Annotated in this window: 19 protein-coding genes; 5 read left to right on the plus strand and 14 right to left on the minus strand. The window is 65.7% G+C overall.

All coding sequences use genetic code 11. The features are described from left to right. Window positions 1-19: 19 nt before the first annotated feature. The 5 genes from xylB to ABE422_RS01980 all read right to left on the minus strand — a co-directional run bounded on the left by xylB (window position 20) and on the right by ABE422_RS01980 (window position 8,102). Window positions 20-1,513: a xylulokinase gene (gene xylB / locus ABE422_RS01960; protein WP_313218404.1), complete on the minus strand. Its 1,494-nt coding sequence runs from the start codon at window positions 1,511-1,513 to the stop codon at window positions 20-22. Window positions 1,514-1,577: 64 nt separating this feature from the next. After that, window positions 1,578-3,107, minus strand: coding sequence for a tryptophan halogenase family protein (locus ABE422_RS01965; RefSeq protein WP_313218406.1), 1,530 nt, complete (start codon window positions 3,105-3,107; stop codon window positions 1,578-1,580). A gap of 13 nt (window positions 3,108-3,120) precedes the next feature. Then, window positions 3,121-4,140: a cupin-like domain-containing protein gene (locus ABE422_RS01970; protein ID WP_313218408.1), complete on the minus strand. Its 1,020-nt coding sequence runs from the start codon at window positions 4,138-4,140 to the stop codon at window positions 3,121-3,123. Window positions 4,141-4,143: 3 nt separating this feature from the next. Then, a complete protein-coding gene (locus ABE422_RS01975; RefSeq protein ID WP_313209774.1) occupies window positions 4,144-4,902 on the minus strand; it encodes a SapC family protein in 759 nt (252 codons plus the stop codon). A gap of 68 nt (window positions 4,903-4,970) precedes the next feature. Beyond that, entirely contained in the window at window positions 4,971-8,102 is a 3,132-nt protein-coding gene (locus ABE422_RS01980; protein ID WP_313209776.1) for a TonB-dependent receptor, read from the minus strand. Between the two features lie 298 nt (window positions 8,103-8,400). Here ABE422_RS01980 and ABE422_RS01985 point away from each other — a divergent pair, with 298 nt between their 5' ends. Further along, window positions 8,401-9,489, plus strand: a complete 1,089-nt coding sequence (locus ABE422_RS01985) for a LacI family DNA-binding transcriptional regulator (protein ID WP_346482341.1) — start codon at window positions 8,401-8,403, stop codon at window positions 9,487-9,489. A 12-nt stretch (window positions 9,490-9,501) separates the two neighbouring features. On the opposite strand, the gene ABE422_RS01990 is transcribed toward ABE422_RS01985, so the two are convergent. From ABE422_RS01990 to ABE422_RS02010, 5 genes are all read right to left on the minus strand, one after another. Beyond that, a complete protein-coding gene (locus ABE422_RS01990) occupies window positions 9,502-10,026 on the minus strand; it encodes a GNAT family N-acetyltransferase (RefSeq protein WP_313218412.1) in 525 nt (174 codons plus the stop codon). A 130-nt stretch (window positions 10,027-10,156) separates the two neighbouring features. Beyond that, the gene (locus ABE422_RS01995) at window positions 10,157-10,684 is read right to left on the minus strand and encodes a DUF6622 family protein (RefSeq protein ID WP_313209782.1); all 528 of its coding nucleotides are present in this window, start codon (window positions 10,682-10,684) and stop codon (window positions 10,157-10,159) included. Between the two features lie 155 nt (window positions 10,685-10,839). Then, window positions 10,840-11,307 carry a hypothetical protein gene (locus ABE422_RS02000; RefSeq protein WP_313209785.1) on the minus strand — a complete coding sequence of 156 codons (468 nt, stop codon included), beginning with the start codon at window positions 11,305-11,307 and terminating at the stop codon, window positions 10,840-10,842. A gap of 7 nt (window positions 11,308-11,314) precedes the next feature. Beyond that, the gene (locus tag ABE422_RS02005; RefSeq protein WP_346482342.1) at window positions 11,315-12,697 is read right to left on the minus strand and encodes an aldehyde dehydrogenase family protein; all 1,383 of its coding nucleotides are present in this window, start codon (window positions 12,695-12,697) and stop codon (window positions 11,315-11,317) included. 34 nt (window positions 12,698-12,731) lie between these two features. Beyond that, window positions 12,732-14,387, minus strand: coding sequence for an acetolactate synthase large subunit (locus tag ABE422_RS02010; protein ID WP_346482344.1), 1,656 nt, complete (start codon window positions 14,385-14,387; stop codon window positions 12,732-12,734). 294 nt (window positions 14,388-14,681) lie between these two features. On the opposite strand from ABE422_RS02010, the gene ABE422_RS02015 reads away from it, so the two are divergent. Continuing rightward, the gene (locus ABE422_RS02015; protein WP_346482345.1) at window positions 14,682-15,200 is read left to right on the plus strand and encodes a hypothetical protein; all 519 of its coding nucleotides are present in this window, start codon (window positions 14,682-14,684) and stop codon (window positions 15,198-15,200) included. Here the strand turns inward: ABE422_RS02015 and ABE422_RS02020 are convergent. Further along, window positions 15,092-16,291, minus strand: coding sequence for a hypothetical protein (locus ABE422_RS02020; protein WP_346482346.1), 1,200 nt, complete (start codon window positions 16,289-16,291; stop codon window positions 15,092-15,094). The two genes, ABE422_RS02015 and ABE422_RS02020, sit on opposite strands and share 109 nt — an antisense overlap. A 1-nt stretch (window position 16,292) precedes the next feature. Here ABE422_RS02020 and ABE422_RS02025 point away from each other — a divergent pair, with 1 nt between their 5' ends. The 3 genes from ABE422_RS02025 to ABE422_RS02035 all read left to right on the plus strand — a co-directional run bounded on the left by ABE422_RS02025 (window position 16,293) and on the right by ABE422_RS02035 (window position 19,733). Beyond that, entirely contained in the window at window positions 16,293-16,706 is a 414-nt protein-coding gene (locus ABE422_RS02025) for a hypothetical protein (protein ID WP_346482347.1), read from the plus strand. 7 nt (window positions 16,707-16,713) lie between these two features. Then, complete coding sequence (locus ABE422_RS02030; RefSeq protein WP_346482348.1) at window positions 16,714-18,468, plus strand: autotransporter outer membrane beta-barrel domain-containing protein; 1,755 nt, start codon at window positions 16,714-16,716, stop codon at window positions 18,466-18,468. Between the two features lie 77 nt (window positions 18,469-18,545). Then, entirely contained in the window at window positions 18,546-19,733 is a 1,188-nt protein-coding gene (locus ABE422_RS02035; protein ID WP_313209795.1) for a hypothetical protein, read from the plus strand. A gap of 58 nt (window positions 19,734-19,791) precedes the next feature. On the opposite strand, the gene ABE422_RS02040 is transcribed toward ABE422_RS02035, so the two are convergent. The 3 genes from ABE422_RS02040 to ABE422_RS02050 all read right to left on the minus strand — a co-directional run bounded on the left by ABE422_RS02040 (window position 19,792) and on the right by ABE422_RS02050 (window position 23,057). After that, window positions 19,792-20,964 (minus strand): MFS transporter, encoded by a 1,173-nt coding sequence (locus tag ABE422_RS02040; protein ID WP_346482349.1) that lies wholly within the window; start codon window positions 20,962-20,964, stop codon window positions 19,792-19,794. A gap of 101 nt (window positions 20,965-21,065) precedes the next feature. After that, entirely contained in the window at window positions 21,066-21,971 is a 906-nt protein-coding gene (locus tag ABE422_RS02045; RefSeq protein ID WP_313209800.1) for a LysR substrate-binding domain-containing protein, read from the minus strand. A 150-nt stretch (window positions 21,972-22,121) separates the two neighbouring features. After that, entirely contained in the window at window positions 22,122-23,057 is a 936-nt protein-coding gene (locus ABE422_RS02050) for a hypothetical protein (RefSeq protein ID WP_346482350.1), read from the minus strand. Window positions 23,058-23,134: the final 77 nt, after the last annotated feature.

A 23,134-nucleotide genomic window follows, 5' to 3' on the forward strand; every position in this document is an offset into this window, starting at 1 on the left:
GAGGTGGTGCGTAGAGGGATCAGCCGCGATACAGCGGCGTGAGAGCGTCGAGATGTCGCAGGAAACGTGCATAGGCCGCGGCATAGGCGTGCGTACGCATCGGATCCGGGTGAGCGGACTGCAGCGGGTCGACCGCAACGTGCCGGTCCGCGATGTCGGCGATGGAGGCAGCGTCACCGCGTGCGTGACCCAGCGCCCACAGGGCCTGCAATGCCGCGCCGAACGCCGCCCCCTCGGACTGGGTCGGTACGTCCACCGGCAGGCCGAAGACATCGGCCACCATCTGCCGCCACTGCGCGCTGTTGCTGCCGCCACCGGTCAGCACGATGCGGTCGAACCGCATGCCCGCGCGGACAAAGGCGTCGTACCCATACTTCAGGCTGTACGTGGCGCCTTCCATGGCCGCGCGGTAGAGGTGCGCCGGGGTCATGTTCGTCGTGTCCAGACCCGCCAGGACGCCCTTGCCCAGCGGCAGGTCCGGCGTGCGTTCGCCATTGAGGAACGGCAGCATCACCAAGCCGTCGGCGCCGGGCGAGGTCGCCCGCAGGTGTCCATCGCCATAGCGGGTGCTGAAACCGAAGGCGTCGGCGACCTGTTCGGTCACGACGGTGCAGTTCATCGTGCAGATCAACGGCAGCCAGCCACCGGTGGACGAGCAGAACGCGGCCCAGGCGCCGTCCGGATCGACCACGGGCGTGTCCGAGTAGGCGAACAAGGTGCCCGAGGTGCCGAGGCTCATCGCCAGGCGGCCGGGCACGACGCAGCCGGTACCGATGGCGGCCATCATGTTGTCGCCCCCGCCGACCGCTACCATCACCGTCACGGGAAGCCCCAGTACGCCCGCCGTGGCCGGATCGATAGCGAACAGCTCGTCGGGTGCGGCGATGCGCGGCAGGCACAGGGCCAGGTCGCGCGCCGGATCGGTCGCGCGCAGCAGCGCGGCCGACCAGGTCCGGGTGCGCACGTCCAGCCAGCCCGTGCCCGACGCATCGCCGTACTCGCAGAAGCGCTGGCCGGTCAGCACGAAGTTGAGGTAGTCGTGCGGCAGCAGGATCGTTGCGAGCCGGGCGTAGGCGTCGGGCCGATGCGTCTTCGTCCAGGGCAGTTTGGACGCGGTGTAACCGGTCAGGATGGGGTTGCCGGCCAGCGCAATCGTGCGCGCGGGTCCGCCGAGTGCGTCCATGATCTGCACGCACTCGGCCGAGGTGCTGGTGTCGCACCACAGCTTGGCCGGTGCCAGGACCTCCCCCGCGGCATCGACCGGTACGAAGCCGTGCTGTTGCCCTGAGACCGCCAGCGCGGAGATGCGGGAACGCACCTTGGAATCGATCGCACGGAAGCAGGCCTGAAGGGCGGCGACCCACGCGGCCGGCTGCTGCTCACGGCTGCCATCGGCGGCGGACGCCAGCTCCAGAGGTGAGCTCGCGCTGGCGATGAGATGCCGCCCGGCAGGGTCGTACACCACGACTTTCAGACTCTGCGTACCTGCATCGATTCCTGCAACCAGATCCATCTATCTCATCCCGTGGGTGTATGGAGGTAGCGCTACCATTTCTGTGCAACAGCGAGCTGCCCCGTCATGCCAGGGCTGAGACCCGTGGCCAGACGTCCCGCGCCGCCCTGCAGTAGCGTTCGATGAACGCTGCCTGCGACGGCATCGTCGCGACCGCCTGCTCCACTGGCTGGCGGATCCGCATCAACAGCGTGCGCAGGTCCGCGTCGCTGATGGCAGCGGCAAGCGGATGCGGAGGTCCCGGCTGGATCCCCTGCCCCATCAGCACGCTCGTCCAGGAGTCGACCCGGAACAGCTCGCCGGGGTCCTGCCAGGCATGCGCACGTTCGCGCCAGGCCCGCAGCCGGACCGCGAGCGATTCGGGCAGGTCCATGTCACGACAGGCCTTCCACATCGGCTCGTCGCGCTGGTTGGCGTGGTAGTGCAGGATGATGAAGTCGCGCACGTGCTCCATCTCCTGCCGGCTGACCTCGTTGTACAGGTCCACCAGCGCCGGGCTGATGCCGTCGGACGGGAACAGCTGGATCAGGCGCACCACCGCGCTGATGGTCAGGTGGATGCTGGTCGATTCCAGCGGCTCGATGAAGCCACTGGCAAGCCCCAGTGCCACCACGTTCTTGTTCCATGCCTTCAACCGGCGCCCGCTGCGGAACGGCACCAGCCAGGGGTCCCGCAGGGGCGGGCCGTCAACGTCGCGCAGCAGCTTGGCGTGCGCCTCGTCATCGGACATGTGGCGGCTGGAGAACACCAGCCCGCAGCCGACCCGGTGCTGAAGCGCGATATGCCACCGCCACCCGGCTTCGTGCGCGATGGCGCGGGTATACGGAACCGGCGGCGCGACCGATGCGGTCTGCACCGCAACGGCACGATCACTGGGCAACCATTCGTGCCAGTCCTCATAGCCGGTATGCAGGGTCTGCTCGGTCAACAGGCCGCGGAAGCCCGTGCAATCGATGAACAGGTCGCCCTCGATGACCTGCCCGTCTTCCAGCACCAGGCAGGCAATGGAGCCGTCGTGGGCATCTTGGCGGACCTCGCGGATCTTGCCTTCGACCCGTCGCAGCCCGTGGCCTTCGGCTTTGCGGCGCAGGAATTTCGCGTAGAGCCCGGCGTCGAAGTGATAGGCGTAGTTGACCTGGGGCTGGGTCTCCAGCGTAAACCGGTCATGCCACGAGGCCGCGCTTTCCAGGCAGAAATCGCCCAGGTCCGACGGCATGCCGCGGCGCAGGCTGTCCAGCCAGAAATGGTGGAACGGTGTGGCCCAGGTGCCCTGCCCGATCGTGCCGAACGGATGGATGAAACGTTCCCCGGGGCGACGCCAGTTCTCGAACGAGATCGAGAGCTTGAACGTGCCGGCGACGGCCTGCAGGAACTCCTGCTCATCGATCTGCAGAAAACGGTGAAACGTGCGGATGGGGGGCACGGTCGACTCGCCGACACCCACCGTGCCGATCTGCTCGGACTCCACCAAGGTGATGTCCAACTGATCGCGGAACTGGTGCGCCAGCGCACACCCGGCCAGCCAGCCGGCCGTGCCGCCACCGGCGATGACGACCTTGCGGATGCGCCCTTGCGTTGTGTTCGCCACGTTCAATGCGGTGCTCCCATCAGCGGTTGAGTCGAGCCAGCAGCTGGGCGCGCATGCGGCGCGCCTGCGGCTCGTCGAACGGTGCCAGGTCGCCCCGGGCGGCGTCGGGCAGGTGGTGTCCTGCACGCTCACCCGGGCCGAAGACGTAGTACTCGAAGATCGTTGCCCAGGCCTGCTTCTCGCGCGCCGGCAGGTCGCGCACGGCCCACATCGCGTGGTGGAGTGCCGGTAGCGGCGAGGACAGGAAGGCCGGCGAGCTGCGCCACCAGTAGTTCACCAGCACATTGAAAGGCGCGAGGCTGCGCACGTGGTGCCACCACAGGCTGGGAATGAAGATCGCATCGCCGGGTTCCAGCTCGGCGTTCTGTGCGCTTGCCAATGCATCACGGAATCGCGGGTGGCGCGAGAAATCCGGGCGGTCGAAATCCACCACGCTCACTACCTGTCCGCCCGGGGTGGGTTCCAGCGGCCCGGGATACAGGTTGTCGATCTGCTCCGGCGGAAACAGCGTGAACCGGCGCCGACCTACGGCGCAGCACGCCAGGTTGTCGGGCGTGTCGAAATGGCAGGAGGCGGTCACGCGGTTGCCGATCCAGATGCTTGCCGAAGCGTCGATGCCCTGCCCGGCCAGGCCGGCATCGTTGTGCTGCGCGAACCCGGGCAGTGCTCGATCGATCAGCAAGGACGCGACATAGTAGGTGGGCGGCCGCGGTGCCTCGAGGGTGGCTTCAATCTCGTCCAGCACCTGCGTCAACAATCCGCGCCGGACCTCGACGTTCAACCGGGTGAAATCCTTGTTATAGAACGGGCGCCCCTCGATTTCAGGCCCGCCGAAGGAGTACGGGACCGGCACACCTGCCTCGAAGCCGCGCAGATAGCCCAGTGCCGCCTGCGTGGAGCGTAACCCGGCCTGCACCAGCGCCCAGTCGCGCGCGATGCCGCGCAGTATCACCGGCTCGCCAGCGGCCACCAGTGCCTCCAGCGGAAGCGCGCCAGGCGCCAGGCCTTCCAGTGTCCGCATGGCAATGCCGTCCAGCACCGGTCAGTTCCTGCCCGCCGCAGCGGCGGCATCCTGCAGACGCAGACGTTTCTGTTTCTCTGCGATCAGGCGACGCATGTTGTGCAGCGACGCCAGCATCAGGTACGCCCCTTCCAGGTAGCCGGCGCGATTGAGTTCGGCCAGCGCCGGACCGTCCAGCTGGGCAAGCCGGTCACGGTCGATGGCGTGCAGGCCGTTGACACCGACCCGATGCTCCTGGGCAACCTGCACGTCGAGCGTGATCGGGTGAATGAGGCCTTTAGCATCCAGCTCGGCAAACATCGCCGCCCCGAAGGCGTGTCCCTCGTGGATACCGCGCAGCACGCCTGCGATGTGGTCCAGATAAGGTGTGTTTCCCCCCTGCGGCAGGAATACCGGCTCGCCCTGCATCGCCGTCACGCGCGGGTGATCCAGATCCACGTGCAGCACCGCTTCCTGGGTGAGCGTGCCATCGATCCGGTTTTCCTGGAAGCCGATCAGGAACGGCCCCTTGGCCGCCGCCCCGGGCAGGTAGGACGCATTCCAGCGGCCGTCCTGCAGGTAAAGATTCTCGTGCTGCTCAAACCCAAGCAGGACCACGGACTGCCACTCACCCGTGGCGGCGTCCCTGCGAAGGAAAATGGGGTATTCGCGCTGCAGTTCGGCGAACTCGCTCGGGTAGGCCGGCACCATGCCGACCGCATCGCCAAACGCGGACCCGAAATCGGTGGCCACGCGCAGATCGCGGTGGGCGATGTTGTTGAGCATTTCGTAACGCGGCATGGTGTTCTTCCAACCCCATCAGGACCCTTGAACGGGTGCCGCTGCCAGGGCAGCGGCACCCCCACACGTCAGAACCTGTAACGAACGCCGAGCATGTAACGCGGGCTCTGGTCAGCCAGCTTCACGATCATCTGCGAGGTGCGCGAGCGCCAACGGACGTCCTCACCGGTCAGGTTGATCGCCTCAAGACCGAACGACCAGTGATCATCCAGGGTGTAGTTCACACTGAGATCCCACTGTTCGTACGCTTCCACGTAGTACGGATTGCGACTGGTCCCCTGGTTGGCGAGGATCAGGTACTGGTCGCGCCAGTTCCACGCCAAACGCACCGACCAACCATATTTTTCGTACATTAGCACGGCGTTTGCGGTGTCACTGAGGCCGGTCAACGAGAACTGGTCGATGCCCGGGTCGCCCCCGTTGTTGTAGCCGACATCGCCATCCACCAGGGTGTAGTTGGCGAGGACGCCAAAGCCGGTATCGCCGAAGAAGTACTGACCCCCGAGCTCCCAACCGTGCAGTTTTGCCTGGTTCTGGTTGATGGGACGGTTGACGCTGAACTGGTAGAGCGGATCATCGCCCTCCCCGTACAGGTCATAGGCCGCTTCGGTGGCCAGGACCTGCGCGTCGGTACCGTTGTAGGCGCCCAGTCCGGCCGGATTGTTGCGCAGCAAGGCCAGCGCGGTGAACAGGGCCGTATCGTTGGCCGAGCATGCCGCCGCATTGGCCGCGCCGACCTGGGTGATACAGGCGCCGCTGTTGAGGAACGCCAACGCGGCCTGCGCATCCGGGCCGGCGGTAGGATCCCTCAGCCCATACAGGTTCTCCTGCACGATGGTGTTGCCGATGAAGTTGTTGACGGACTTGTTCCAGTACGTCAACGACACGTAGCTCGCATCGGCGAAGTACCACTCCAGTGCCAGGTCGAGGTTGTCCGACTCCAGCGGCTTCAGCTGCGGGTTCTGTGCGGTGCCGCTGGCCCGCGAAGACGGATCGATCAGCACCGAGCCAAACGGTTGCTGTGCGGTCGGGCCTGCGTAGAGGTTGCCGATCGGCGCGCGCGCGATACTCTTGCCGAACGAGACGCGCGCCTTCAGATCGTCCATGAGGTCGATGCTGAAATCGAGGTTGGGCAGGATGTAGCTGTAGCTGTTCTTCTCGGTGAACGGCTGCTGCTCATCGGACAACACCACGCGGAAGTCGTTGTTGGACTGCCATTCGATGGCTTCCGGGATGGCGATGACCGACGTCGACACCACATCGGTGGTCTCATAGCGCACGCCCAGGCGGGTATTGGTGCGCAGGCCGCCCAGCTCGCCGTCCAGCTCGACCTGGAAATAGGCCGATTTGGTCTTCTCTTCCACCAGGTTGTCGGCGGCGCGCTGCGGGCTCACGCCAAGACTGGCGCCATAGTTGTCCGCGGCCCATTGCGCCAGGCGGCCCGCATCGCCGCGCCAGGCGGTGAAGCTGTTGGCATTGAAGTCGTTGAACAACCCGACGATGTTGACCGGCTGCAGCAGGTCCATCAGCCCGTTGGCCACATCCCCGTCAACGTTGGCCACGCCCCAGTCGCCCAGGGTGTTGTAATTCTCCGCGGCCTGGATCCGGTGGGTGGTCTGCTTGCTGGAGTCCACGCCAAACTGGAAGCGCCCCCGGTCGAAGCTCCATTCACCGTCGACGCGTCCCTGCTTGATCTCGCTGACCTGGGTCTGCGAATTGATGCGCAGCACCTGCGAACCAATTTCGCCCGGCACGAAGCCCGGGTTGACCACGCCGTTGGTCTTGGCGATGGCATCGGCCGTGCTCGGGTACCAGACCTGGGTGCCCACGGGCAAGCCGTTGTTGAAGTTCATCTCCTGTACCCACGACCCACCGCAATGCGGCCCGGTAGTGCAGTTGTTGGTGCCGGCGATGCTGCTGAAGATGGAGCCGCCGCCGGTGAGCGGGTCGTTGGGTCGGCTTTCGTTCTTTGAATTATGCGCGTCGAAGGTCAGCTTGAAGCGGTCGGTGACGTTCCACAGTGCATTGAAGCCGAGGGACCCCAGCTTGTACTTCTGCATGCTGCGCTGCTGCTCAAGCCCGAAATCCTTGGTGCCCGCGATTTCACGGATATAGACCGGCGTCGCAACCGCACCGCTGGTGTCGAACGTGACATCGGTGTAGTTGCTGTTCTGCAACCACATGCCCTGTTCGCCACGATTCTCGGTGATCTCGTTCGTCGAATAGGTGTAGTCCAGGGTCAGGGTCACCGCGTCGGTCGGCGCGAACTGCAGCACCGCCTGGCCATTGATGCGCTCACGCTCGAACTCGGAGAACGCATAGCGAAGGTCGTTCGGACGACCGTACAGCGCGCCCACCGCCGGTGCATTGACCACGGTCGGGTTGCCGGGCATCGTGCCGGTCCACGGCTGGATGTTCCAGTAGTTGTTGGTGGCCTGCACCGAGCCACCCTTGCGCTTCTGGTAGCTCGCACTCACGCCAACGCCGAAGGTCTTGTCCGGGTTGCTGTAACTGAAGATGCCGGACAGTTCAGGCGTCAGGTCGCTGTCGAATGGCTGGCTCTGGTCGGAAACGACCTTGGCACCGGCGCTGGCGACGGTGCCGTCATGATCGAACGGGCGTCCGGTCAGGATGTTGATGGTGGCGCCGATACCGCCGCTGGGGACATTGGCCTGGCTGGTCTTGTAGACCTCGATGCCATTGATGGATTCGGCGGCCAGCTGGGCGAAGTTGAAGGCACGGGTACCCCCGTCGACGCCGCCGATGGCGACCTGCCCAGAGGCACCGAACGCATCTGCGCCCGGCATCTGCCGTCCGTTGAGCGTGACCATGTTGAACTGGGGGCCAAAGCCGCGTGCCGTGACCTGCGCGCCTTCACCATCACGACGTTCGATGGAGATGCCGGTGATGCGTTGCAGCGATTCGGCCAGGTTGGTGTCCGGAAACTTGCCGATATCCTCGGCACTGATGGCATCCACCACGCCGGCCGAGTCACGTTTGATGTCCATCGCCTGGCTGAGGCTGTTGCGGATGCCGGTGACCTGCACGGTATCCAGCTGTGTCGGGCTGGGCTGGGCCTGCGGCTGGGCGACGGGCGCGGGCGTTGGCGCGTCCTGTGCAAACGCGGGATTGATGACCAGGACGCCACCGACAAACGTAAACATGGCCCTGGAGGTGAACTTCGCCAGCGTGCGGCTCATGAACGAGCCCCCCGGCATTGGGTACGACGGAACGTAGAAGCGCTCATGACTCTCCCCTCTGACATAACGATCGAATGGATGCACCGCCCCTCCTGGGGGCACGTACGGGCGATGCCCGTCTTCCACACCGAACATCGCAGCGCGCTGTGCGCGTGCTGCGACTTACACTCGCTTTCAGGCTTGCCAGAACAGCCGCGTGGTAAAGGGGGGGTACCCGTTGGCCCTTACCCCGGCCAAGTGGTAGCGCTACCATCACGTCACGGCCGCAGACTAATCATCCGGGGTCGCGCTTGTCATCATGCAGCGCAACAAAGGAGCGCGTGTCCTGAAAAACAGCCCGAAAGCCGTGCGTCGGAAAGCCAGCGCCATCACCATCGACGACGTCGCGGCGCACGCCGGCGTGTCCGCCATGACGGTGTCGCGCGTCATCAACGGCCATGCGGGGGTGCGTGACGGCAACCGGGAGCGTGTCATGCGCAGCGTGCTCGCACTGGATTACCGCCCCAACCTTGCGGCGAGCGCACTGGCCGCGGCGCAGCACACCTGCATCGCGTTGATCTACACCAATCCGAGCTCCAGCTATCTGCGCGAACTGCTGGTGGGCGCGCTGCGTGGCTCCACCCGGGCAGCGGCACAGCTGGTGATCGCCACCTGGGATGAACTGGGCAGCCAGCAACGTCGCGAGGCAGCACGGCAATTGTCCAACAGCGTGGCGGGCGTGATTCTTCCGCCGCCCCTGTGCGAATCACAGGACATCGTCGACACCTTCGTGACCGCCGGCATTCCCGTCGTCTCCATCGCATCCAGCCATTTCAGCGACCGGCTGTCGTGCGTGCGCATTGATGACCGCCAGGCAAGCCACGACATGGTGTCGCATCTGATCGCTTACGGGCATGCCCGCATCGGCTACATCACCGGCGATCCAAATCAGACCGCCAGCGCGCACCGCTGGCAAGGCTACCGGGATGCCTTGGCTGACGCCGGCATCGGCTACGACGACACGCTCGTCCAGCCGGGATATTTCACGTACCGCTCCGGGCTGGAGGCGGCCGAACGGTTGTTGACGCTGCCCCAGCCGCCCAGCGCGATCTTCGCCAGCAACGATGACATGGCGTCGGCCGTGGTGTCCGTCGCCCATCGCCGCGGGTTGGAGGTGCCAGGGGATCTTTCGGTGGTGGGCTTCGACGACACCTCCGCGGCAACGATGGTGTGGCCGGAACTGACGACCATCCATCAGCCGGTGGCCGCGATGGCGGACACGGCCATCGATATCCTGCTGCGCGCGATCCGGCATCCCGCGTCCTCGGCGCGCGCCACCGTGAACCATGTGCTGCCCTACCAATTGATCACGCGGGCGTCTGTTTCGAGGCCTTTGCTGACCCTTTAGCCGACGACTGCTTCACAAACGGCGGTCAAGAACCTGACCCGGCCAACCGTCTATGTTGAAGGTCGACAACCGTTCGTAACCGCACGATTCGTAGAAACGCACCAGGTCGCCACTGCCCCCGGCATAGCAATCCACGCGCACGTAAGCGACACCCGCGGCACGTGCCTGCTCGTCGGCGAACGCCATCAGCCGGCGGCCGATACCGCGCACGCGCGGATCGCGCGAAGCAATCAGCACACGCACGTAGAGCTCTGGCTCGACCGCTGCCGGCACGTAAGGCATGGCGTCTCCCAACGCCAGGAACGCACGCACCTCGCCCTGTGCGGTCTCAGCTACCCACGCACCCGGCAGCGCGCAGGCGTCGGTCACCTGGGTGATACGGCGTGGAATCGATGACCACGCTTCGCTACCCCACTGCTGTGGGTTGCCGATGGCCACGAACCAGGCAATCACCTCGTCGAACAACCGCAGTACAGCGGGCGCATCGGCCACGCTGGCGCGGCGCATCGTCAGTGTTTGTTTTGCTGCATCAGTCACGCATACCTCTCCTGCCTGGTGGCGCTACGCCACAACCAGCAGCAGTGTGCCGCCATCGGTGGCAGACACCAAGCCTCTCGCGAGATCGATGTTGGCATCGCAGAGACGGGGCGTGTAACGCCAGGTGGCCTCAGCCGGCCGCTTCCAGCGCCGAGCGCGGCATGGCAAGCCGCGAGGCGCGCAGGTATCGCAGGTACTTTCCGATGAAGACGCCGGTGAACCCACCCGACAACAACAGATAGGCGGCGCGGAAGCCGACATCGAGGTTGAGCGAAGGGGAGACGGAAAGCGCTACCTCGAAGCCGTACTTCACCACAAACGTGAGCAGCAGCAGCGGCAGCAGGCTGTAGTCCGCACTGCGCCACAACCTCCCCGTGGATATGTTGACGGTGAGCGTTGCCCGTCGCAGCAGCATCCACCCAAGGCCCATGCCCGCACCGATGCCGACCACCCATTCCCCCCACGCCTCCCAGGAACTGCCGAAACGGTGGCCGAGCGACCAGGCCCCCCAGGCGGTGAAGAGAGCCGGCACGATGGCCAGTTTCGTGAGCGAGGTTTCACCGGGTCTCATGGCAGCGATGCCGCGGCTGACCAGGAAGACCAGGAGCGCCCAGACCCACACAGGGGTGTTCGAGATGAGGTGCTGCAGCATGATCACGGGGAGTCCTTGATGTGGGCGGGTGCCGGCGATGCACGCCGCGCGGGAATGGCTCCATTCTCGCTTTGCACCGACCCATCACAAGTGACAGGTGTCAGGCATCAGTAAGTACGACCATCATTTCCCTGGCGTCGAGCCATGGCGCGTGTAGAGGGTCAGGTCCGCTGCAACTCATAGTTGGCCACCATCCTGTCCAGAAGGTCCAGTTCGTTGGGAGGAACTGGCGAGGCGGTATCACACACAATCGACGAGGCCAGATAGTACTCGGTGTCATTGCGGAGGCGGCCACGCCGCAGGAGGGCCTTGTAGTGACGAGAGCGGCGCTGCCAGAGCTGACTCATCGTCGGTGCACCAGCCCCGGCTAGAGAGGCATCTGCTGCAGCGATCTGCTGTGGCGAGAAATCCCCGAAGTCCTCCAGGATGTCATTGACCGCTTGTTTCAGGCCTGGCAGGACACGTGAAACACCCAGCTGGCGCTCGTAGACCGCAAGCACATTGATTGGATTGTGCGGGTGCTCGAGCCCCAACACCCGTTGCGGCGTGAGATGTGTCTCCCAGTGAACAAAGAAGCGCTTCAGTTCGTCGTACTCACGCTGCTTTTCTGCAGATACCGACCTGACCATATGAGGTTCAACTCCGCCGCATCAGAATCATCTTCTCCTGCGACATGTCCCGCATCGTGTACGGAATCCCGCCCGTGCCATAGCCCGATTCGCGGCGGCCGGCGAAAGGCATCCAGTCCGTGCGGAACGCAGTCGGATCATTGATCATCACGGCCGAGGCATCCAGCCGGTTGGCGGCGCGCATGGCGATGTCGATATCCTGCGCGAACACGCTGGCCTGGAAGGCGGTGGGCAGGGCGTTGGCGCGCGCGATCGCCTCGTCGAGGTCGGTGTAGCGATAAACGGCCACCACCGGGCCGAAGACTTCCTGCGTGGTCACCCGCGCGTCGCTGGCCGGATCGAGCAGCACGGTGGGCTGCAGTGTGGTCTCGGAAAGTCGCTTGCCGCCGGTGGCAAGCTGCGCACCGCCGCTCACCGCTTCGTCAATCCACTCGGCCACGCGGTCGGCCTCGCGCGGCTGGATCAGCGGGCCCACCTCAGTGTCCTTCAGGGTCGGGTCGCCGGTACGCAGCCGTTCAACCCGGGCGACGAGGGCCTGGGTGAAGGCGTCTGCAATGTCGTTGTGGACGAAGATGCGCTGTGTGGACACGCACACCTGGCCGGCATGGTAGTAGCCGCCCTTGACGATCGGCTCGACGATCCTGGCCAGGTCAGCACTGCGGTCGACGAGGGCGGGCGCAACCCCGCCGTGCTCCAGCGCCGAACGTGCGCCGTGTGCCAGCTTGGCGTGCAGCGACCACCCTACCCTCGCCGAACCGATGAAGCTCAGAAAGGCAATGCGCCTGTCGGTGGCCAGCGCCTCGGCCAGGTCGTTGCCTTCGGGGAGGAAACTCTGGCACCACGGTTCGGGCAGCCCGGCCTCATGCACCATCGCCACGAATTCCAGGCAGGACAGTGGCGTTGCCGAGGCCGGCTTGATGATGACCGGGCACCCCACGGCGATGGCCGGCGCGACCTGATGGACGATCAGGTTGAGCGGGTGATTGAACGCCGAGATGGCCGCCACGATGCCGATGGGCTCCCGGGTCGTGAACGCCCAGCGGCCTTCGGACGCTGCGGAAAGACCCATCGGGATTTCGCGGCCGGCAAAGTTGCGCAGCTCGTCGGCCGCATTGTGGACGCCATCGATCGCACGTGTGGTCTCGATGATCGCATCCGGGAGCGGTTTGCCGCCCTCGCGTGCAATCTGCAGGGCGAGGTGGTCGCGTTTGGCATCCATCAGGGCGGCAAGCTTGCGCAGGATGGCGATACGCTGGTGCGGGGCGAGCCAGCCGTCGCGGTTCTTGAAAACCCGCTCGGCGGCACTGAGCTTGCGCTCCAGCGCGGCGGCGGTATCCAGTCCGATCTCAGCGATAGGGGCGCGGTCAAAAGCCTGTACGACGGTCAACATCTTGAGCTCCTTGCGGAAGGGTCAGCGAGGGCGATCACGCGCAGCCCACGTCCGGCGTGCGGTTGCGCAGCTCGTCCACCAGCACGCGGGTGTTCTCGGCATAGTCGATCAGCACATCCAGCACGTGGACACCGCCGCCTGCGAAGGCGGCTTCGATCATGGGCACCAGGTCGCCTACTGCGGTCACCCGGCTCCCCTTGGCGCCGTAGGCCTCGGCATACTTCACGAAATCCGGATTGCCAAAGCGCATCCCGAAATCCTCGAAGCCATCCACCGCCTGTTTCCAGCGGATCATGCCGTAGGCGCTGTCGTTGAGGATCACCACCACCAGGTTGAGTCCGAGGCGCACGGCGGTTTCCATCTCCTGCGAGTTCATCATGAAGCCGCCGTCACCGCATACGGCCAGGACGCGCCGCTTCGGGTACAGCATCGCGGCCATCATGGCGGACGGCAGGCCGGCCCCCATCGTGGCCAGCGCATTGTCGACCAGCAACGTGTTGGCGACATGCGTGCGGTAGTTGCGCGCGAACCAGATCTTGTACATACCGTTGTCAAGGCAGACGATGCCGTCGTCCGGCATGGACTGGCGCACGTCATGTACCAGCCGTTGCGGCGTGACCGGGAAGCGGTCCTCCTCGGCACGGTCGTTGAGACGGGCCAGGATCTTCTGGCGCAGCTCGATCATGCCTTCGTCAGTCGCCAAGCGGCCTTCCAGCCGCCCGGCCAGGGCATCCACCGAAGCCCCGATGTCGCCCAGCACCTCGATATCGGGGTGATACACCTGCTCCACCGTGGCGGACTGGAAGCTGATATGGACGACCTTGGGGCCGCCGCCGCTCTTCATCAGGAAGGGCGGCTTTTCGACCGTGTCATGGCCAATGGCGATGATCAGATCAGCACGGGCAACGGCTTCGTGGACATAGTCGCCCTCGGAGAGCGCGGCCGTTCCCATGTACAGGTTGGAACCGCCGGTGACGGCGCCCTTGCCCATCTGCGTGTTGAAAAACGGCAGGCGGGTCCGCGTGACGAACGCGGAAAGCGCCTCGGCGAGCCACGGGCGGCTTCCCGCCGCACCGATCATCACCAGCGGCCGTTTGGCGGCCAGGATGGCCGCTTCTGCGCGGTCGAGCGCGGCAGACGGTGCGATCGGACGCTCCAGCGGATGAACCGGGATGACGGGGATATCCTCCACCTCCTCGCCGGCGACATCCTCCGGGAGCTCCAGATGCACCGGCCCTGGGCGCTCTTCCATGGCCACGCGGAAGGCATCGCGCACCGTGGCCGGAATCGCGGCCGGGCTGACGATCTGACGCGTCATTTTCGTGAGCGGCTTCATCGAGGCCACGATATCCACGATCTGGAACCGTGCCTGCTTGGCGCTCATCACCGGCTTCTGCCCCGTGATCAGAATCATCGGCCACGCGCCGAGGTGGGCATAGGCCGCGCCGGTGGAGAAATTCAGCGCGCCCGGGCCGAGCGTGGCGAGGCATACACCTGGCCTGCCGGTGAGCCGGCCGTGGGTGGCGGCCATGAACGCGGCCGCCTGCTCGTGGCGTGTGAGCACCAGCTCGATGTGCGAGGTCCGGAGCGACTCAAGGAAGTCCAGATTCTCCTCGCCCGGGACACCAAAGATGCGGTCGACGCCTTCGTTCTCCAGCGCCTTGACCAGTAGATCCGAGCCCTTCTGCATAGCTTCGATCCTTACGGTGAAGTCAGGATCACTATACCCGGGCCGATGTCAGCGCTGCGTCGGATGTCTGCGGGAGGCTGTGCGCCCCGGGTGCCGGTAGTTTTACTGACCTCACCCCGCACGTATTGCGGTTGAGCACGTGGAGCGCTGGGGCCAGACTCGAGTCACACCCGGTGCCCGCCATGCGTGGCGACTTCGTGCATGTAGATCAACACAGCACATCATGGATAAAACGTGGAGACTTCCCGATCTGGTCGCCGAGCAGCCTCCGGCGTGACGTGTGCGGGTACGTTCGTGTCACCGCAATCGATCCGCGGCAGCCTGCTCGTGGTCGGGCTGGCTGCGTCGGCGCCCTGGTGCGCATTGGCGCAGAGCGTGGACGCGGCCAGCTGTATCACGGTACCGGCAAGCGTACCCGCCCAGCAGGTCCGCGCGAACGGCACGGTCCTGACGGTCGCAAGCGGCACCTACGCGCCGACCACCGTCGGTGCACCGGCCTTCTATGCCGCCAATGCCGGCGTGATCAACGCTACCGGCGCGGTGGCGTTGATCACCAGTGCCGCCAACACGGCCACGGTCTGCTCGACCAACGCGGGCGCGGTCAACTTCCTGGCGGCCGGCTCCACCGTCAGCCGGCTGGGCGCCGGGGGGCCTGCTGCCCGCCTGGAGGCAGGCACCACGCTGACCTCCAACGGCACGCGTTTCTACACGTCCCTGGCCAACAGTGAAGGCATCCAGGTCGCAGGCGGCCGCTTCACCGGCAGCGGCGATGTCATTGCCACCGGGATATTGCTGGTGCTGTTGTTGCCGTAGGTCTCGATACGGGTCGTGGTGCCCAACGCTGAGCCATCGGCCGCCACGTCCAGCCGCAGCGTGCCACCCGTGGAGGACACCTGCGCGCCGTTCGCCCCGGTGGTGCCGGTGGCCACATACGCGGCAGGATCCGTGGTGGCATTGCCGCCGGCATCCACCGGCAGGCCATAGCTGGCGGCGGCAGGATCCGTACCGAGCTGTACGCCGGTCAGCAGGGCATTGCCTTGGCTGACCACGGTACCGCCGCTGGCGGCCTGCAGGCCAACCGCCGCGTTGCCGCCGGCAATGCCGGAGGTGTAGATCGCACTGCCGCTCAGCGTGAGCGTGCCTGATGTCAGCGCATGGCCAGCGATGGCACCGTTGAGCAGCGTTGAGAGGCGAAGCCCGTTTGCCGTAAGCGCGCTGCCACCGCCTTCGGCGCGCAGCGCATTGCCGGTCTGTCCTGCAGCGATGACGACACCCGGCGCTCCTGCCAGTGTGACCGTGCTGCCGCTCCCGGCCAGCACGCCGTGCGCATTCTGCCCGGCCACGCGGATGTCCAGCCCATCAACCTGCACCTGGGAGGTGCCGGTGGCCGACAGCCCGTGCGCGGTGATGCCGGTGGCGTTGATGGTCAGCCCGGACAAGGTGCCTTGCGCATCAGCGAACACCAGGCCGGTCGCGCCGGTGCCGGTGGTATCGATGGAAAGCTGGGATGCCTGGAGGCGCGAACCGGTGGCAAAGCGTCCACCACTGTTGTTGTTGCCGCGGGTGAGGATGTTCACCGCATGCACGTCGAACTGCGCGCCGCTGGCGCCGAGCAACCCGTGGCTGCCATTGGTTGCACCGGCGCCGGTGCCGAGGATATGGATCGATGTGGTGCCACCCGTGGGAACGCCGGCGCTGTCCACATTCAACCGGACGGTGCCGTCAATGGCACTGATGCCGTGGGCCGCCGTTGCGGCCTTGCCCACGTAGGCATCGGGATCGGTGACGAGATTGCCGCTGGCGTCCACCGGCAGACCGTAGGTGGCGGGATTGCCGGGTTGCGTCCCCAGCGTGCTGGTAGCCCAGGCGGCTTCCGCGACCTCGCGGCTGCAGGCAGCAGACACGGTGATCACCACGCACGGGATGAACGCCAACGCCGTGCTGGTCCAGGGCGCCGTCGGCGGGGTCGGACCACAGGCGGCGTTGCTGCGCCTGGACACGCGCACCACCGATCTCAATGCCAACGGCGTGTATGGCCAGGCTGGCGCGCAGGTCAGCGTCACCGACAGTATCCTGACCACCTCGGGAAGCGGGGGCGGTATCCGTGCCGATGGCGCGGCAACCCGCATCACCGCGCGCAATCTCTACATCGGCGGCGGTGGCGCGGGTGGCATCGGGCTGAACGCCACCGGCGGCACCATCGACAGCGCTGGAACGACCATCATCAACTCAGGCCGCCCCGGGATGACGCTCAACGCCAGCGGTGGCACCGCGGGACGCCGCTGTCCCGCTCCTTCCCCCGGACCTTCCGCCCGATGATCCGCCAGTGCCCCTGCCGATGGCCTTACCGGCGCCGCAGGGTGTGTTGCCGGCCGCCGACACCCCGACCCTTGCCAGCATCACCGCGACCGGCAGCGTGCTCACCGGCGCCGCGATCACCCTGCCCGGCAGCCTCTCCAATGTGGCGCTGCATGACACGCTGTGGAACCTGACCGGCAGCTCCACGCTCACCACGCTGCTCAATGATCGCAGCCGGATCGCGTTCGCGGTGCCTGGCGGAGATCCCGTCCAAGTGGCCAGCTACAGAACCCTGACCGTGTCGCGCTACAGCGGTAATGGCACGCTCGCGCTGAACACCTGGCTGGGCGACGATGCCTCGCCCTCGGACCAGCTGGTCGTGGTGGATGGCAGCAGCAGTGGCCCGGGCGTGCTGGAGATACACAACACCGGCGGACGTGGCGACCGGACGCTGGCCGATGGCATCCGTGTGGTGCAGGCACGCAACGCCACCAGCACGCCCGACAACTTCGCGCTGGCGGCACCGGTGGTGGCGGGTCCGTACGAGTACTTCCTGTACCGCGGCGGCGCGGCCACGGTCTCCGGCGCGGATGTGGAGAACAGCTGGTACCTGCGCTCGGTGATCGACTGCGCCAGCCCGGGTGCGCCGGTACCGCCCTGCCCCGCCCCTCCTCTCCCGCCGCCACCGGATCCTGCTCCGCCGGATCCCGTGCCCCCTGAACCGCCCAGCCCCTCGCCGCCCCCGGCCTATCGCCAGGAGGTGTCGCTGATCGCGGCCGTACCGGCGATCGCCCAGGTGTACGGCCGCACCCTGATCGATACCCTGCACGAACGGGTCGGCGATGAGCAGCTGCTGCATCAGCGCGGCGACCTGGATACCGAACGTAGCGGATTCAATGGCGCCTGGATGCGCTATCTCGGCCACGACGGCGAACATGATGGTGGCCGGCGCGGCATCTATGGCGATCGCGGGCCCGACTTCGACTACCGTTTCGATGCGTTGCAGATCGGTACCGACCTCTACCGGCGCGTGGATGCCGATGACCTGCGTCGCCGTCACGCCGGTGTCTACCTCGCGTATGGCAAAGGCAAGGGCGAGGTGCGGCACAACCTCCTGGATTACCGCTTCCATGCTGGCACTGACCGGTTCAAGGCCGGCTCGGTCGGCGGCTACTGGACAGCGTTCTCCGCCAAAGGCGCCTATATCGACGCCGTGGCCCAGTACACCTGGTATGACATGCGCCTGCAGTCCCCGCGCACGTCCGACAGTTTTGTCGATGCCGATGGGCTGGCGCTGTCGCTGGAAGGCGGCTGGCCGTTCATCCTCAACGAGGGCGACGGGTCCTCCGGCGAGGACGGGCGTTGGCGTCTGGAGCCGCAGGCGCAGGTGATCTGGCAGCAGATCGACGTCGACGACCTCGATGATCACACCGCGCAGGTGCACTTCAGCGACGGTGACTCGCTGGTCGGGCGCATCGGCGCGCGATTGAATCGCACCGGCCAGCACGAGACCGCGCAGGGTGAGGCCCGCAGCAGCAATGCCTGGCTGCGCGCCAACGTGTGGCACGAGTTCCGCGGCACGCCCCGCGCCGCGTTCGCCACCAACAGCGGCTACGTGCCGTTCGCCGTGGATATGGGCGGCTCATGGGGCGAAGTGGGCATCGGCGGAACCTGGCAGGTCACCCAGACCGGCTACCTGTTTGCCGATCTCGATTACAGCTGGAGCTTCAATGGCGACGAGAACGCGTGGAACGGCAAGCTGGGCATGCGGTGGAACTGGTAGACGCTGTGATTCCAGGGGATGGTGACAGCCGATAGTGCCTGTGAAATCATGCGCGGTTGTCCGCCCGGCGAGCTTGCATGTTTCAACGATTCTTCAGGAAGAGCCGCACGACTGTGGCAGCGACCGCTGCGCTCGACGTCCGCAGTCAACGCCCTTCAGCGGGCGAGATCCGGGTTGAAGGCGCGACCGAGACGCTGTTCCTGTCTCCCTTGCCGGTGTACACCGGGCAGGTGCAATCCTCCCGTCGCCATTTTTCGGACATCAATGATGTGTTCCTGGACCTGGGAGGGAGCAACTGGGGAACCGTAGAGGGCGGCAAAATGCTTGCCGGCGGAATCGTCGGCCTGTTCGTGCTCGCGTTCATCGTGCCCGCGCTCATCATGCTCTACCTGGTGCTCGCCTACCCGGAGAACTTCCCGACGCCATGGGCGGATTTGAAGATGTTCATTCAAGTGTTTTCTGCCGGCGCGCTTCTCGGCATCCTCCCCTTGGGGGCATTCGCCTACGGGATGTTCTCGGATGAGTTCAAACGCGCAAAGCCCTATCCGGTGCGCTTCAACCGTCAGCGTCGCGAGGTGTGCTACATCGACCGCGAGAGCGGCCGTGCCCTGATCGTGCCCTGGAAGAGCATCGTTGCCTGGGTGTCCAATTCACAAGGCATCACCCCGTATGGCACAACGCGCCAGTACACCTTCGGCATGGGCCTGGAGGATGAAGAGCGCGACACCGTGCAGTTTGTCCTGCTGCCACAACCCAGTGATTCGCACTCACTGGGCCTGTGGGCGTCGATCCGGAACTACATGGAGGACGGGCAGTTGTTCAATGCACCCAACCCATGGTTCCAGGCATTGGGGTTGGTCCCGACCAAGGATCGACTGAAGCCGTATGAGGGCATGCACACCTTTGAGATCGAGCGTGAGGATGCTCGCGCGATGGGTTCGCTCGACGATGGCGGTGATGATCTGACGCTGGAACAACGGGAGAAGTATGGCTACGACAAACGCTCCTACTGGCCGCTCCGTCGCTGGTACGCGTGGCGTGTCCTTACCTTCTGGAAGCTGCCCTACCTGCTCGCCGAATGGGTCCATCGCCGCGGCCGTCCTTCGCTGCCGGCCGTGGTGGAAGCCTGGTCCCAGGCATTGCCGGAAGCGCAATGGGCCACCCCCAGCGGGGCGCTTGTGAACGCCAGCAAGCGCGTGAGAACGGCCATGGATAAACAAGGCGCGACGTTCGTCGATGCCTGCAAGGCAGCCGGCTTCAAGTGAGGTGACTGCTCCAGAGCATCTCGCGGGTATTGAACGGCAGCGGACGTGATCCACCACTTCAAACAGGCGATCCGTGCCTGCGGCGAGCAAGGCGATACAACACGGTGCCAGCCAGTACCGCGGCCACGGCCCCTGTCAGCGGTACCGATGCCAGCGTTGCATAGCTGATCGTGAGGCTGCCCATGGCGCCCCCGAGCGCGGTGCCCAGGTTGAAGGAGGCGATGTTCAACCCGGCCGCGACCGGGCTGTAGGCGGGAATCAAGCGCTGCGCCTGCTTGAGCAGACGCAGCGTCAGCAGCGTCACGATGCAGAAGAAACAGATGCCCAGCGTGCCGATCAGCAGCATCATCATGGCCGGCATGCTGGCGAACACGTAGAGCCCGAGCAGATTCAACGCCAACGCGCACAGTGCCAACTGAAGGCTGCGGTCCCCGTCCATCGCGTCGCCCAGCGCTCCCCCGAGCAGGTTGCCTGCGATCGCACAGACGCCGAACAACAGCATGCCCAGGCTCAGCCACTGCACGTCCACACCAGTGACCTGCTGCAGATACGGCGAGACGAAGGTGAAGAACGAAAACGTCGCGACGCTCACCAGCGCGCCGATGCCGGCCGTCGTCAGGAGCTGGGGATGGATGATGGCCTGGATGCCCTTCCATGCGCCGCCGCGGGACGGGGCCGAACCGGCAGCTCCCCTCGGCATGCACAGCGCCAGACCCAGCATGCCGACCACGCTGAGGACGTCGATGGACAGGAAGACCACGCGCCACGACCAGAGACTGCCCAGGTACGTGCCGATCGGAACGCCGAACGCCAGCGCGAGGGTCAACCCGATCCACACGACCGACAGCGCCCGGCCGGATCGCTGCGGGTCCACGAGCCGGGTCGCCGCGTCGGAGGCGACCGCCATGAAGACGCCGTGGCCGAGGCCGACCACGAAGCGGATGGCCAGCAGTGTGACCAGATTGGGCGAGGCGCTCATCAGCAGGCTGCCCAGTCCGAGCAACGCCGTGGCCAGCAGCAGGATCTGCCGGTCCCGCCAGTGCGCGACCAGCGCGGTGATGAACGGTGCGCCGATGGCCGCGCCCAGTGCATAGGCAGCAATGGCCGTGCCGACGAGGGATATCCGCGCCCCGAGGTCATCGGCAATGGTGGTCAACAATCCCGCGACCACGAACTCGGAGAGCCCGAACGCGAACGCGCACAGGGAAAACACATAAATGGCAGCAGGCATCGCAGGTCCTATCCAGCAGAGCTGCGGAAGCCTAGTGCCTGGCCATGTGCGGGTGAAGGACGGTTTACATACTGCAGCAAGACGCCGCGCGTCTTGTCACCTCAGGGCAGAGAACGGGTCTGCAGAATCGCCTGTATCAACCGGTCGCGGATCGCTGAGGTCCGGGTCTCGTTCCACGCCATGAACAGCTCCAGCCGTGACACGTCCTCCGCCGCTTCCACCTGGAGCGGACGGAACACAACGTCCTCGCGCGTTTCCGTCGCCAGCGAAGCGGGCAGCAGCGCGATACCGAACCCCGCGGCCACCAAGGCAATCAAGGTCTGCATCTGCCGGCCGTGCTGCACGATGTCGGGCACGAACCCGGCTGTCTGGCACAGGCCGATCAGCTGGTCATGAAATCCTTTGCCGAGTGTCCGGGGCGAGGCGACGAATGCTTCGTCCCTGAGCAATGCCAGGTCGATGCCCGCCTTCGCCGCCAGCGGATGACCGGCCGGCAGCGCGACGCAGATCCGTTCGCTCAGCAGCCTTTCCATGCGCAGGTGCGGCGTCGTGGTGCCCGGCGTCCGCATGAAGCCGATATCCGCCTCTCCCTGCTCCAGGGCGTTGACCTGCTCCTGGGTGGTGGCCTCCCGCATCGTGAAGGCGATGCCCGGGTTGAGCTCGCGAAAGTGGCGCAACGCCTGCAGCAACGAGGCATAGGGGGCGATGTTGATGAAGGTCAGGGTCAGGTGGCCCTCCATGCCCTGGGCCACGCGGCGCGTCTGGGCGACGCCCTCCTCCAGCGACTGCACGGTACGGCGCGCGGTCTCAAGGAAGGCTGCCCCCGCCGGTGTCAACGCGACGCTGCGAGGGGTGCGCTCGAACAACGGGGCTCCGACGGCGCCCTCCAGCTTGCGGATGGCCTGGCTCAGCGGCGGCTGCGCCATGTGCAGCCGCTCGGCGGCGCGATTGAAGTGCAGCTCCTCGGCCACGGCAATGAACTGTTGGAGCAGACGGGTCTCTATCACTGAAACACCAGACCTCTGGAATGCCGGAATTGAGGGTGTTCAACATACCAAATCTCTACGTTGTCCAGAGCGCGCCAGCAGGCGCCTGCTGGAGGGACTGGTCATGATGCTGCTGCTCGTCAGCGATGCTCGACGAGGGGCCGGACAGCGTTACTTCGTGGCGTCGCGCGCTGTCGCGTCCGCTTCCATCAGCTCCCGGCGCTGGGCCTCGATCCAGGCGTCCCCGGCGGCACGTGCCTGGGCATCGAGTTCCTTGTTCTGCCGGTCGTTTTCCTGGTACTGCGCCCACACCTCGGGCGTGATCGTCTCCAGTCGATGATCGGGGCGCAGCTGGATCGAGGGGGACGCCCCCATGGCCACCGTGAAGTTATCGAACAGCCATTGGCGGCGCAGCTCAGGCGAGGCATACAGAAGGTCCGGCTCCGCATAGGTCCGCATCGGCAGTGCCTGCTCGGCGAGGGGCGTGTCGGACGAAATCCTCGCCAGCCTGACGACCAGTCGCTCATGGTCCCGGTCTTTGTGATACAGGGCGGCGATATCGCCATCGATCCACAGGACGTACGCGTACCCCGCGATGGGATGGACCTGGAACGGGTGCTCACGGACCAGGATGAGATCACTGCGGTCTGTGTAGAGCGCCCGCCAGCCCGGCGGTGCCGGACGGATGCCGCAGTCGACGGTCCCTGCCGTGATCTTCTCCAGCGTCGCCCTGCCGCGGCTCGCGGAAAGCCGCGTTGTCCAGCAGCGTGAGCTGTCACGATTGTGCGATGCCATCAGAACTGCGTCTTCGTCCAGCACCACCGCATCGGTATGCACAAACGGGGCGTCTGTGGCGGCATGATCCTGCAGCAGCGTCGCGAAGTCCTTATCTGACAGCGCACTGCCATTCTCGTAAACGGCGTACGTGGTGTGGTGCTGGTACTTGCTGCTGTTCATATCCAGCCTGCTTTCCGTCACGGCCACGACCTTCAGCGTGTCTGACGAAAACACGGTCTCCCGCTGGGTGCGTGCACATCCAGTGGTGAGCAGCGCTGCACACAGCAGCAGCGCAGCAGAAAGCAGGACGGAACATGTTCTGGCGTGCATCGCGCTGCTGCCTGCGGGTCGGGATGGGATCCGTGCAAGCATATCCGCTTCGGCCACGGTTACCGGGCAGCACGGCC

This window comes from Stenotrophomonas sp. TWI1151, assembly GCF_039673135.1.
Taxonomy (GTDB): Bacteria; Pseudomonadota; Gammaproteobacteria; order Xanthomonadales; family Xanthomonadaceae; genus Stenotrophomonas.